Raw genomic sequence first — 13035 nt, forward strand, 5'->3', positions numbered from 1 at the left:
CAGGGGCGTGGGCTCTCGCCCGCGCCCCTGCCTGCTCCTCCTCGGTCAGCCGAGTCCGACGGCGAAGACGTGCAGGTCGAGGTCGTGGGGCAGGGTCACGCTCCTGACCTGCTTCCCCTCGGGGACCTCGAAGGGCGTGGTGGCGAAGACGTACGCCGCCGCGCCCGTACCGCCGGACTGGTTGCGGTGGGCGGTCCGTGCGACGAGCGTGTTGCCGAGGACGGGTTCCGATCCGCCGCCGGGCAGCGTCCAGTCGCCGAAGGACAGGTCGGCCCCGGCCGTGGAGCCGTCGGTGAAGGTGACGGTCGCGCTGCCCTTGTGGTCGCCGTCGGTCGCCGAGCCCACGAAGAGCAGCCGCCGGGCGTCCTTCGCCGCCTCCCCCGGCACGATGGTCTGCCCGTCCGCCGCCACATGGTCGGGCCTGCCCTGCGGCGCGGCAGGCCAGACGAAGGAGGTGCCGGACACCTCGATGCGGGCGCCGCCCTTCAGTCCCGCGTCGGCCAGCGCCTGGCGCGAGTAGCTGTTGCCGTCGCCGTCGAAGTCGCCCTGGCCGTGGTCGGCGTCGTCGGAGAGGCCGGTGGTGTCGTACGCCGCCGCGAGACTGCCCTCCGGGGCCACCAGCACGATCGCGGACAGCCGTACGACGGGACCGGCGCCGCCCCCGCGTACGGTCAACGGGACCTCGTAGTAGCCCTCCGGCGTCCTCGGGTCCGCGGTGACGGTGAGTGCCGCGGAGCCGGAGCCGGTCGCGGGGTCGAGCTTCATCGTGCTGCTCGCCGCGCTCGCCTTCAGTCCCTCGGGGGCCTCGGCCGTGACCTTCAGGCTCCGGTCGTGGCCGGCGAGGCGTTGGCCGGTGACGGTGATCTCCGCTCCCTTGCCGCCGGGTTCGGCGGTGCTCTGGTTGGGGGTCGCGGCCGCGAGGAACGGGCGTTCACCGGTGCGATACGAGGGCGGCGCGGCACTCTTCGCGGTCGCCCAGTGGGTGTCGGGGGTGGCGGAGAGCGCGAAGTCGAGCCGCCCGCCGTCGCGTACCGCCGACTGCGGCAGGAAGGTGCGCTCCCAGTTCCGGCCGTCGAGCTTCAGCCCGTGGACGTAGGGCGTGCCGGCCGAGGCCTTCGGGGCCCGGATGTCGAGGTCGGTGCCCCGGCCCGGCAGGTCCAGCACCGCGCGCTCGAACAGCGGGCTGTGCACGGCCAGATCGGGCGTTCCGGGTGTCGAGGGGTAGAGGCCCAGGGCGGCCCAGACGTACCAGGAGGACTGGGCCCCGAGGTCGTCGTTGCCCGGTTCGCCGTCGGGGGTGGGGCTGAAGAGGGTCGTGGCGATGTCCCGGACCGCCTTCTGCGTCTTCCACGGCGTGCCGAGGTGGTTGTAGACCCAGGGCACACCGAAGTTGATCTCGTTGCCCGCCCACATGTAGGGCTCGTTGGGGCCGGCGTTGAGCTTGGTGAAGAAGGTGTCGAGCCGCGCGGAGGCCACGTCCCGGCCGCCCATCGCCGCGATCAGGCCCGCCGTGTTCTGCGGGACGAGCCAGTTGTACTGGGCGGCGTTGCCCTCGTCGAAGCCGTCCTGGCCGAACTTGCCCTCCGGCGGCGGCTGGAAGCCGGGGCCGTCCGGGAAGCGGCCGTCCTCGCCGCGCGGCTGAAGGTAGCCGGTCGCGGGGTTGAGGATGTTCTGCCAGTTCTGGCCGCGCCGGGTGAAGGTGCGCTCGGTCGCGGTGTCCTTCGCGGCGTGGGCGAGCCGTGCGATGGCGAAGTCGTCGATCGCCCACTCCAGGGTGACCGAGCCGCCGACGCGCTGGTGGTCGCCGCGCGAGGCGTCGTTGTTGGGCGCGTAGCCGCGCTCGGCGTACTGGGCGATGTCCGGCCGCTCCTGGTAGGCACCCGGGGTGCCGTCCACAGTGGTGGCACCCTTGACCAGGTACTTCAGCGCCGTCTTCAGATCGAAGTCACGGGCGCCGAAGGCGTACAGGTTGGCGATCAGGGCCACGGAGTTGTCGCCGGTCATCTGGCCGGTGTAGTCGTTGGCCAGCGGCCAGCGCGGCCACCAGCCGCCCTGCACCGCGTCGTTGACGAGCGACTGGGCCATGTCGCTCGCCTCCTTCGGCCACAGCATCGCCTGGAGCGGGGCGAGCGAGCGGTAGGTGTCCCAGTCGGAGAAGTTCGCGTACTGGGTACGGCCCTTCGGCAGGGTGCGCACCTTGTCGTCGAAGCCGATGTAGCGGCCGTCGGCGTCGTTGAAGGTGTTCGGGTGCATCAGCGAGTGGTAGAGCGCGGTGTAGAAGGTCTTGAGCTCGTCGGTGTCGCGGCCCGCCACACGGACCCTGCCCAGCGCCTCGCTCCAGCGGTCCCTGGTCTGCTTCCGCAGCTCCGGCAGGCTCCAGCCGGGCACCTCGGCCGCCATGTTGGCCTCGGCGCCGGCCACGGAGACGTAACTCATCGCGACCTTGGCCCGCACGGTGCGCGAGGTGTCCGTGTCGAAGGTGAGGTAGGCGCCGGCCTTCGGCGCGTCCGCGGTGTCGCCGTCCCGGGAGACGGAGGTGCCGTCCCAGGTTCCGTGCGCGGTGAAGGGGCGGTCGAAGGTGATCGCGTAGTGGACGGTGTACTCGTTGCCCTTGCCGCAGAAGTTGCCGGTGGTGGCGGACCCGGTGACCTCCCGGTCGCCGACGATCCGCAGGTCGGCCTTCTTGTTGCCGGCCAGGCTGGCACCGCCCTTGACCAGGACCTGGGCCGCGTCGGCTCCCTCGGGGAAGGTGAAGGCGGCCAGTCCGGTCCGGGTGGAGGCGGTGAGCTCGGCCCGCACCTTCGAGTCGTCGAGCGTCACCGCGTAGTAGCCGGGCTCCGCCTTCTCGTCCGTGTGCGAGAAGGCCTCGGTACGGTCCCAGGGCGCGGGCCCGACCTCGCCGGTCACCGGCAGGATCGGCACGTCGCCGAAGGCGGTGCAGCCCACGGAGGCGTGATCGAGGCTGAAGCCGCGGATGCGGTCGCTGTGGTACTGGTACCCGGCGTACGAGCCCGGCGTGTCGGGTGAGAACTGCATCATCCCGAACGGGGCGGCGGGGCCCGGGAAGTTGTTGATCTCGCCCACGGTGGAGCCACCGCGGCCGGTGCCGATCAACGGGTCGACGTAGTCGGCGGGGTCCTCGACCAGCCGGGCGCCGGCCCCCGTACCTGACAACGTTGTCAGGGTGCCGGATGCCACGGCTGGTTGCACGCTTGCGGCGAGCAGGGCCACCGCCGCGGCGGTCACTGCCCCTCGGGATGTCCAACGTCTCACGTACGCCTCCGTTGTGGTGCGGCTCAAACCCACCACACACTCGGCGACGTGGCCGTGTTCCGTCAAGAGAGGGAGATCGAAAGGGGCAGGAATTCAGGGAGTCATGGCGCCGCGTCGGGCCGCTCGCCGTCACCCGGATCCGACGGCTCGGCGGCCGGGCCCCGCGTATCGGCGCCGTCCGCGGTCTGCTCCGCGTCGTCCACCGGCGCCCCCGGCATCGCGCCGCCGCCGCGCAGGCGTTCCAGGTCGGAGGGGCGCACCTGGATGACGAACAGGGCGATCAGCGCGGCGGCCAGGGCGAAGGCCGCGGCGACGACGAACGCGCTGGAGACGCCGGACGCCAGCACCTGGTCACCCCACTGCCCGGGGAGCTGTCCGGTCCTGCGGAACTCGGCGCGCTGGCCGGGGGTGGCTTCGGCGAGGAACTTCGGCACCTGGTCGGTGGCCTCGTTGCGGCTGGCCGTACCGAAGACGGTGACGAGGATGGACAGGCCGAGCGATCCGCCCACCTGCTGCGTGGTGTTGAGGATGCCGGAGGCCGCGCCGGCCTCCTTCGACTGCACACCCGACACGGCCATCAGCGTCAGGGACACGAACTGCAGCCCCATGCCGAGGCCGAACACCAGCACCGGGCCGAGGAGACTGCCGAGGTACGTGCTGTGGACGTCGGTCTGTGTCAGCCAGCCCAGCCCCACGGCCGCCAAGACCGCGCCCGTCACCATGAAGGGCTTGGGCCCGAACTTGGGCAGCAGCTGGGAGGTGATGCCGGCGCCGACCGCGATGATGGCGCTGACCGGCAGGAAGGCGAGGCCGGTCCTGAGCGGGCTGAACTCCAGGATGTTCTGCACGAACAGGGTCAGGAAGAAGAACATCCCGAACATCGCCGCGGCCAGGCTGAGCATCATCCCGTAGGTGCCGGCGCGGTTGCGGTCGCGGAACATCCACAGCGGGGTGATGGGCTGCCGGGAGCGGTTCTCGATCATGACGAACGAGGCGAGCAGCACCACGGCCGCCGCGAAGGCGACCAGCGTGAGGGTGTCGCTCCAGCCCTCCTCGGAGGCGCGGATGAAGCCGTAGACGAGGGAGACCATGCCGAGGGTCGCGGTCAGGGCGCCGATGACGTCGAAGTGGCCGGGATGGCGTTCGGACTCCCGGATGTAGCGGCGGGTGGCGAGGACGATCAGCAGGCCGATGGGGACGTTGACGAAGAAGATCCACCGCCAGTCCAGCCACTCCACCAGCAGACCTCCCGCGAGCAGGCCGATGGCGCTGCCGCCCGCCGAGACGGCGGCGAACACGCCGAACGCCCTGTTGCGCTCCGGGCCTTCACTGAAGGTCGTGGTGATGAGCGACAGGGCGGTGGGTGAGGCGATCGCGCCGCCGACACCCTGGAGGGACCGCGCGGCGAGCAGTTGCCACGACTCCTGGGAGAGTCCGCCGAGCAGGGAGGCGAGCACGAAGAGGGCGACGCCGAACATGAAGACGCGGCGGCGGCCCAGGATGTCGCCCAGCCGACCGCCCAGCAGGAGCAGCCCGCCGAACGTCAGCGTGTACGCGTTGACCACCCAGGACAGGTTCTCGGTCGAGAAGCCCAGGGAGGTCTGGATGTGCGGGAGGGCGATGTTCACGATGGTGATGTCGAGGACCACCATCAGCTGGCACGAGCAGATGACGAGTAGGGCGATCCCGCTGCCGTGTCCCGTCTTCGGGGACCGGGCAGCCTGCGGGGATGTCGCTCGGGAGCCTGTCATGGGAGTCGCGTGTGCCACTCGGGCCATCAGTGAACGCGATCGTTCACTCCCCCGACGTTAGCCCCGGCCGTCGGCCGCCGCCAATCGGGCGATCTGCCGGCCACCCGTACAGCGGCTGTCCGGACCGGCAGGCGGACACGCTGTACGCGCGGGACGGCAATACGCCCGACCTGCTCAAGGCCGGGGCGGCCGGGGCGGCCGGTGCCGTCCCGGCCGCCGGGGGTCACTCGAACGCGGCCGCCGCCTCCTTCAGCGCCTGCGCCACGGCCTCCGGGGAGTCGGGCCCCGGCTCCCCCGGGCGGTAGGTCACCGAGCGCAGCCGGCCCTGGAAGCGGAAGGAGCGGTGGCGCTCGAACAGGGGCCAGGAAACCGGGGACTTGCGGTCGATGCCGACGCTGATGCCCTGGAAGGGGGCCATCCCGATGAGCTGGTGGACACTGGGCGGGGTGGCCCGTGCCTCGCCGTCCACGCTGACCGTGAAGCTCCAGCGCAGCCCCTGTTCGGCGATGGCCGCGAGCACGACGAGGTGTTCCCCGGGTGCGAGCGGCCCTGCGTCGCTCTCGTGCAGCACCCCGTACTCGTTGTACGCGAGACGCAGGCGTCCGCCCTCGACGTAGAGGCTGTAGCCGCCGCCCTGGTCGCCGTGGGACACCAGTACCCCTTCCCCGGTCTCGTCGATCGCCACGGCGATCTCGAAGGAGCGCAGGGCGACCAGCCGCGAGGAGCGGTAGCGCTCCAGCTCGGGGGTCCCGGGCAGCAGGGTCAGCGGGCGGGACAGCCGCCGCTCGGCCGGGTTGCGGCGGGCGAGCGCCCCGCTGCCGTCGGGGAGCGGGAAGACGCCGTTGCGCCACGCCGCGTTCTCCCAGGCCGCCGACAGCTCCTTGACCAGGCCGGGCAGGTCGGCCGAGAGGTCGTGGATCTCGGTCGGGTCGGTCCTGATGTCGTACAGCGCCCACTCGGAGTCGTCGTAGGGCGTGCCGGGCCGGTGCAGGGTGACGAGCTTGTGGCCGTCGCGGTAGTAGCTGCGGTTGCCGGTCATCTCGCAGTACTGCTCGGGGTGGGTGGAGGTGTGCGCGGGGTCGGCGAGCACCGGGGCGATGCTGACGCCGTCCGGCTCCTGGAGGGTGACTCCGCGCCGTTCGGCGGGCCGCCGGAGGCCGGCCAGCTCCAGCAGGGTGGGGGCGATGTCGGTGACGTACTGGTACTGCGGGCGCAGGCCCGGGGTGAGTTGTCCCTCGCGTGCCCCCCTGGGCCAGGAGAGCACGAAGGGGACGCGCACCCCGCCCGCATAGGTGTGTCCCTTGTAGAGGCGGAAGGGGGTGTTGGAGGCCATGCCCCAGCCGCGCGGGTAGTGCACCAGGCTGCGCGGGCCGCCGATGAGGGCGGGGTCGCGGTCGACGTCCGGGGTCCAGTCACCGGGGAGGGCGGGGTGGTGGACGAAACGGCTGAAGTAGGAGCGGGTGCCCTCGGCGCCGCCCTCGCCGGTTCCCCCGTTGTCGGAGGTGAAGACGATGATGGTGTTGTCGAGTTCACCGAGTGCGTCGAGGGTGTCGGTGAGCCGGCCGAGGTTCTGGTCGATGTTGTCGACGAGCGCCGCGTACACCTCCATGTAGCGCGCGTACAGCCGTTGTTGCTCCTCTGTGAGGCTGTCCCAGGCCGGCACGTCCTGGCCCGCCTCGCTGTTGCGCTCGGGGAGTTCGGTACCGGGCGGGAAGAGGCCGTCGGCGATCTGGGCGGCGAAGCGGCGTTCGCGCAGCACGTCCCAGCCCTCGTCGTAGCGTCCCCGGTGGCGGGCGATGTCCTCCTCCTTGGCCTGGAGGGGGCCGTGGACGGCGTTGTGCGCCAGATAGAGGAAGAACGGCTTGTCCGGGTCGTGGGCGCGCAGCGACTTCACCATGGAGATCGCCTGGTCGGTGATGTCGTCGGTGTAGTAGTAGTCGTCGGGGAACTCGTCGATGTCCAGCGGACTGTTGTCGCGGACCAGCTGGTGCGGGTGGAAGAGGCTGGTGAGCCCTTCCAGCACGCCGTAGTACTGGTCGAATCCCTTGCGCAGCGGCCAGTTGTCGCGGTCGTCGGCGGCGTTGGACGCGGAGTCGCGGACCAGGTGCCACTTGCCGACCGCGTAGGTGGCGTAGCCCGAGTCGTGCAGCAGCTCGGCGAGGGTGGGGATGTCGTCGGCGATCTCCATGCCGTAACCGGGGAAGCCGGGGTCGGAGTTGGCGACCATGGCGTAGCCGACGCGGTGGGGGTTGAGGCCGGTGAGGAGGGCGGCGCGGGCCGGGGAGCAGAGCGGCATGGTGTGGTAGTTGCTCAGCCGTACGCCCTCGTCGGCCAGGGCGTCGAGGGTGGGGGTGGCGATCTCTGAGCCGAACGGGCCGATGTCGCTGTAGCCCATGTCGTCGACGAGGACGACGACGATGTTCGGCGCCTTCTCCCCCGGGCCGCCGGGTGCCGGCCAGGCCGGTTCCGACTCGGCGAAGGTGCGGCCGATGCGGCCGGGGAAGCCGTCGTAGGGGTCGCGGCGGGTGCTGGTGGTCATCGGCGGGTCGCTCCGTCGTCGGTCGGGGAAAGCGGGAAGAGGCGGGCCAGTTCGTCGGCGAGGGCGGTGAGCTGGGGCCGCCCGGGGTGGCCGGAGAACGCGGCGATCTGGAGGAGGGTGCCGGCGCCCCGGACGGTGAGCAGCTCGGTGTCGAGCAGGCCGGGGACGAGGCGGCGGACGGCGTCGGCGGCGGCCGGTTCCGCGAGCAGCTCGGCCAGCGGTGTACGGAGGTTGAGCGCACCCTCCGTGAACTCGTCCGATCTGGCGGCCGGTTCACGGGCCGCCTCGGCGCGCTCGCGCTGGGCGGCGACCAGCAGATGGGCCGGGCCCACCTCGTCCGGGTCGCGCGGGAGGCCCAGCCGCGCGTACTGGTCGTCGGGGGCCTCGCTCGCGGCCAGGCTCTCCACCAGCAGCCGGATCATGCGCAGCTCGACGCCGTCGTCGACGAGCGGCTTCTCCTGGTGCGGGTCGGTCTCCAGGTCGAAGAGGAGCGTGCCGAAGCGCTGCGGCCCGAGCAGGGGCGAGGGGTGGGCGGCGATCCTGAGGGTGCGGACGCCTTTGGTGAAGGCGAAGGGCTCGGCCAGGGTCAGACCGGCGAGTTCCTCGGGGGTGAAGCGGCCTCTGATGCGGGTGGGCATCAGGGTGTGCTCGTACAGCGGCTGGTTGCGGTCGTCGGGGCAGGCCCGCATGTAGACGTACCGGCCGTCGGTGACGTTCACATGGCCGCCGAACATCCCGAACAGGGCTGCCTCACGCGGGGGCCGGTCCTCCTGGGACCCGGCCTCGCGCAGGGGGCGGCCCTGCATGTCCGGGGTACGGCCGGCGCCGAAGAAGTCGAGGAGCGTCGGGGCGAGGTCGATCGTCTGGACCAGTGAGGCGTCGCGGGTGCCGTCCCGCTCGGGGCTGCGTGGGTCGTGCACGAAGAGCGGGGTGTGGACCAGTTCGTTGTACCAGGGGGTGACGACCTTGGCCCACCAGCCCTTCTCGCCCAGCAGATAGCCGTGGTCGGTGCAGACGACGAGCAGGGTGTCGTCCCACAGACCGTGTGCGTCCATCGCGTCGAGGACCCGGCCCAGCGAGTGGTCGCACATGGAGAGCAGCGCGGCGTACTCGTGGCGGACGTGGCGTTCCTGGTCCTCGGTCTCGGTGACCCGGTTGTAGTCGGGCCAGTCGAAGTGCGGGCCGTCGTAGTCGTGCGGGTAGAGGTCCTTGTAGTGGTCCTGGGTGAAGAAGGGTTCGTGCGGGTCGAAGGTCTCGATCTGGACGAACCAGTTGTCCTCGGCGTGGTTGGTCCGCAGGAACTCCAGGCCGGCGTCGAAGGTGAGGGTCTGCGGCTGCTTCGCCTCGGTGTCCAGGTACTGCCGGTTGACCCAGTCCTGGCGCCACAGGTCGTTGCGGGTGGCGCGCGGGCTGTCGGGGATCTCGGGGTCCGCGACCTGCCCCTTCCAGGCGTCGCCCTCCTGGCCCCGGAAGAACTCCCAGGAGTTGTAGCGGCCGTGGTAGGTGGCGCCGCCGTCCTCCCAGTAGTGCTGGTGGTCGCTGACGAGGTGGGTGTAGACGCCGTGCCGCTTCAGGATCTCGGGCATCGAGTCGTCGAACGGCTCCAGGGGACCCCAGCCGCGGTGCAGGAAGTTGTGGCGTCCGGTGTGCAGTTCGCGCCGGGCCGGCATGCAGGGCATGGAGCCCGCATAGCAGGTGTCGTAGGTGACGGTGCGTTCCGAGAGGCGGCGGAAGTTCGGTGCGTGGATCCAGTCGGCGCCGTACGGCGGCAGCAGGTGCCGGTTGAGGCTGTCGAACATCACCATGACGGCCTTCACGAGCGGGCACGTCCTTCCGGGGCGAGGTCCCGGGCACAGCGGAAGCCGCCGTGCCCGGTGGAGGAGTCGGGGGTGTTGTGGGAGCGGGCCGCGACGCGGTAGCGGTTGCAGTACGAGGAGTGGCAGAGGTAGGAGCCGCCCCGGATGACGCGTTCGCCGGGGCCGTAGGCGTCGGCGCACCACTCCCAGACGTTGCCGGAGGTGTTGTGGAGGCCGTAGCCGTTGGGTTCGTACGCGGTCACGGGCACGGTGCCGATGCGGCCGCCGGGGCGGTCCGAGCGGTGCGGGAACAGGCCGCGCCAGGTGTTGCACATCTCCCGTCCGCCGGGGGTGAGTTCGTCGCCCCACGGGTAGCGGGCGCCGTCGAGTCCGCCCCGGGCGGCGTACTCCCACTCGGCCTCGGTGGGCAGCCGCAGCCCGGCCCAGTCGCAGTAGGCGCGGGCGTCGTCGTGGGAGATGTGGACGACGGGGTGGTCGTCCCAGTCGCCGAGTTCGGAGCCGGGACCCTCGGGCGCCTTCCAGTACGCCCCCTCGACGCCCAGCCACCAGGGTGCGCCGGGCACCCTTCCGATGACATGGCGGCCGGCGGCCGGGGCGACGAGCAGATGGAACACGTACGAGCTGCCGTAGCGCTCGGCGTCGGTGCGGTAGCCGGTGGCGTCGGCGAAGGCGGCCCAGTCCGCGTTGCTGACGGCGGCGGTGCCGATGGCGAACGGGGCGACGGTCACCTCGCGCACGGGCCCCTCCCGGTCCGTGGGGTAGCCCTCTCCGAAGGCGTCGCCCATCCGGAAGACCCCGCCGGGCAGTTCGGCCATCGCCCGTCCCGCGACGGCGGGCGGCGGGGCCGCGCGGCGCACCCCGGGCAGGGGCAGGACGCCCGTACAGGGGCGGCCGGGTGTGCAGCAGGCGGTCATGCGAGCGCTCCTGTCTTCTCGGTGTGCGCGGCACGGGCCGCCGGGGGTACGGGTTCGGGCGCGGCCGCCAGCAGGGCGCGGGTGTACGGGTCGCGGGGGTGCTCGCAGACCTCGTCGGCGCTGCCGGTCTCCACGATCCGGCCCCGGTGCATCACGGCGATGCGGTGGCTGACCTGCCGGACGACGGCGAGGTCGTGGGCGATGAAGACCAGGGAGAGGCCCAGGTCCCGCTGGAGGTCGGTGAGCAGGCCGACGATCTGCGCCTGGACGGACACGTCGAGCGCGGAGACGGGTTCGTCGCAGATGAGGACGGAGGGATCGGGGGCGAGCGCGCGGGCGATGCCGACGCGCTGGCGCTGGCCGCCGGAGAAGGAGCGCGGGTGGCGGCCCGCGACGGCGGGGTCCAGGCCCGCTTGCTCCAGGAGCTGCGCGACGCGCGCCTCGCGTTCCTCGCGGTCGCCGAGGCCGAAGGCGATCAGGGGTTCGGCGACGATCTCGCCCACCGTCATCCGGGGGTTGAGGGAGGCGTAGGGGTCCTGGAACACCATCTGGACCTGGCGGCGCACGGCGTGCAGCGCCCGCCGCGAGGGCCGGGTGACGTCCTCGCCGCGCAGCCGCAGCGTGCCGCCGTCCGAGGTGTGGGCGTGGGCGAGCACCCGGGCCAGGGTGGACTTCCCGGAGCCGGACTCGCCGACGATGCCCAGGGTCTCCCCCTCGGCCAGGGTCAGCGAGACCCCGTCGAGCGCGGGGACCGCGTGGCGCCCGACGCCGCGCCGCCTGTACGTCTTGGACAGGCCCTCGGCCTCCAGGACGACCGCGCCGGGTGCCGGCCGGTCGATCCGGGCCGGCGGGGCGGGCGACGGCAGCGGCTCGGTGCGTCCGGCGGCGGGCAGGCAGGCCACCCGCACCCCGTCGGCCACCTCGGCCAGCGGGGGTGTCGCGGTGCGGCAGCGGTCCTCGACGAGCGTGCAGCGGTCGGCGAACGCGCAGCCGTCCCCGAGCAGGGTGAGGTCGGGCGGGCTGCCGGGGATGCCGGTGAGCCGGGTGCCGGAGGGGGTGGAGAGGCGGGGCACGGCCGCGAGCAGCCCCGCGGTGTACGGGTGGCGGGGGCGGCTGAGCACCTCGGCGGTGGGTCCGTCCTCGACGACGGTGCCGCCGTACATGACCAGGACGCGTTCGCAGGCGCGGGCGACGACGCCCATGTTGTGCGTGATGAGGACGAGGGCGGTGCCGGTCTCCCGGTTGAGGTCGGCGAGCAGGGTGAGGATCTGGTCCTGGACGGTGGCGTCCAGTGCGGTGGTCGGTTCGTCGGCGAGCAGGATGTCGGGGTCGCCCGCGAGGGCCATGGCGATCAGGATGCGCTGGCGCTGGCCGCCGGAGAACTGGTGCGGGTAGTCGTCGGCGCGCCGGTGCGGGTCCGGGATGCCGACCCGGTCCAGGAGTTCGACGGTACGGGTGCGGCGCGCGGCCCTGTCACGGGTGCCGTGGGCCCGGAGCACCTCGTCGATGTGCCGGCCGGCCGTGAGCACCGGGTTCAGGGCGGTCATCGGGTCCTGGAAGATCATGCCGATGCGGGCGCCGCGCACCGCGCGCAGCTCCGCCTCGCCGGCGGCGGCGAGGTCCTGGCCCTCCAGCCGGACCGTGCCGGTGGTGATGCGGCCGGTGCCGGGCAGCATCCGGGTGAGGGCGAGCGCGGTGGTGGACTTGCCGGAGCCCGACTCCCCGACGACGGCCAGGGTCTCCCCCCGGCGCAGGGTGAAGGAGAGGCCGCGCACGGCCCGCAGCGCCGATCCGTCGGGGGCGGTGAACTCGATGCCGAGGTCGCGGACCTCCAGCAGCTCCTGGGCGGTCATCGGCGAATCTCCCGGTTGAGCGCCTCGGCGATGAGCGAGAGTCCGAGGACGAGCGCGGTCACGGTGATCAGGGGGCCGCCGGCGAAGTGGGGCGCCTGGGCGAGGTAGGGCATGGACTGGCTGAGCACGGCTCCCAGGGTCGGTTCCGGCGGCCGTACGCCCACGCCGAGGAAGCTCATCGCGCCCTCGATGAAGACGGCGACGCTCAGCGAGACGGCGATCTGCACGACGAGCGGGTCGGCCGCGTTGGGCAGGATGTGCCGCACGAGCACCCGGCGGGCCGAACTGCCGCCGACCCGGGCGGCGGTGACGTACTCCCGCTCCCGCTGGACGAGCACCCCGCCGCGCAGCAGCCGGCCGAAGACCGGGACCTCGGCCAGGGCGATGACGAGGATGACGGGGAGCCTGCCCGGGCCGAGGATCGCGGTGACGGCGAGGGCCAGGATCAGGCCGGGGAAGGCGAGGAGGAGGTCGAAGACCCGTTGCACGACGGTGTCGGCCACCGGGTGGGCGGCTGCGGCGAGGGCGAACACGCAGCCGAGCACCGCCCCGGCCGGGACGGCGAGCGCGATGATGCCGAGGTCGGCGCGGATGCCGTACAGGACCCGGCTGAGCAGGTCCCGGCCGAGGTCGTCGGTGCCCAGCGGGTGCCCCGGGGTGCCGAGGGCGGCGAGGCTCTGGCCGCTCTGGTCGGTGGGCCCGTGTCCGGTGAGCAGCGGCGCGAGCAGCCCGCCGAGGATCACCGCGCCGACGAGCACGAGCCCCGTGCGGGCGCGTGCGGTGGACAGGGCGGTGCGGTACGGGTGGCGGCTGCGGGCCGCCCCGCGCGCCTTGCGGGCGGCCGGGGGCGGGGCGGCGGTGAGGAGGTCGGTCGTCGAGGTCATCAGG

7 protein-coding genes are annotated in these 13035 nt (G+C 72.5%); all 7 read right to left on the bottom strand.

The window, feature by feature from the left end:
• Nucleotides 1–45 precede the first annotated feature (45 nt).
• Nucleotides 46–3174 (bottom strand): GH92 family glycosyl hydrolase, encoded by a 3129-nt coding sequence (locus RLT58_RS01850; protein ID WP_311308581.1) that lies wholly within the window; start codon nt 3172–3174, stop codon nt 46–48.
• Nucleotides 3175–3374: 200 nt separating this feature from the next.
• Nucleotides 3375–5024, bottom strand: a complete 1650-nt coding sequence (locus tag RLT58_RS01855) for an MFS transporter (protein ID WP_311308582.1) — start codon at nt 5022–5024, stop codon at nt 3375–3377.
• Between the two features lie 223 nt (nt 5025–5247).
• Nucleotides 5248–7563 (bottom strand): arylsulfatase, encoded by a 2316-nt coding sequence (locus tag RLT58_RS01860; protein ID WP_311308583.1) that lies wholly within the window; start codon nt 7561–7563, stop codon nt 5248–5250.
• Nucleotides 7560–9380: a sulfatase gene (locus RLT58_RS01865; RefSeq protein WP_311308584.1), complete on the bottom strand. Its 1821-nt coding sequence runs from the start codon at nt 9378–9380 to the stop codon at nt 7560–7562. The genes RLT58_RS01860 and RLT58_RS01865 overlap by 4 nt, the downstream gene beginning before the upstream one ends.
• A complete protein-coding gene (locus tag RLT58_RS01870) occupies nt 9377–10294 on the bottom strand; it encodes a formylglycine-generating enzyme family protein (protein ID WP_399130731.1) in 918 nt (305 codons plus the stop codon). Before RLT58_RS01870 ends, RLT58_RS01865 begins: the two co-directional genes overlap by 4 nt.
• A complete protein-coding gene (locus RLT58_RS01875) occupies nt 10291–12147 on the bottom strand; it encodes a dipeptide ABC transporter ATP-binding protein (protein ID WP_311308585.1) in 1857 nt (618 codons plus the stop codon). The genes RLT58_RS01870 and RLT58_RS01875 overlap by 4 nt, the downstream gene beginning before the upstream one ends.
• The gene (locus RLT58_RS01880; RefSeq protein ID WP_311308586.1) at nt 12144–13031 is read right to left on the bottom strand and encodes an ABC transporter permease; all 888 of its coding nucleotides are present in this window, start codon (nt 13029–13031) and stop codon (nt 12144–12146) included. The genes RLT58_RS01875 and RLT58_RS01880 overlap by 4 nt, the downstream gene beginning before the upstream one ends.
• Nucleotides 13032–13035 lie beyond the last annotated feature (4 nt).

Origin of the sequence: Streptomyces sp. ITFR-16 (assembly GCF_031844705.1) — a bacterium.
Lineage (GTDB): Bacteria > Actinomycetota > Actinomycetes > Streptomycetales > Streptomycetaceae > Streptomyces.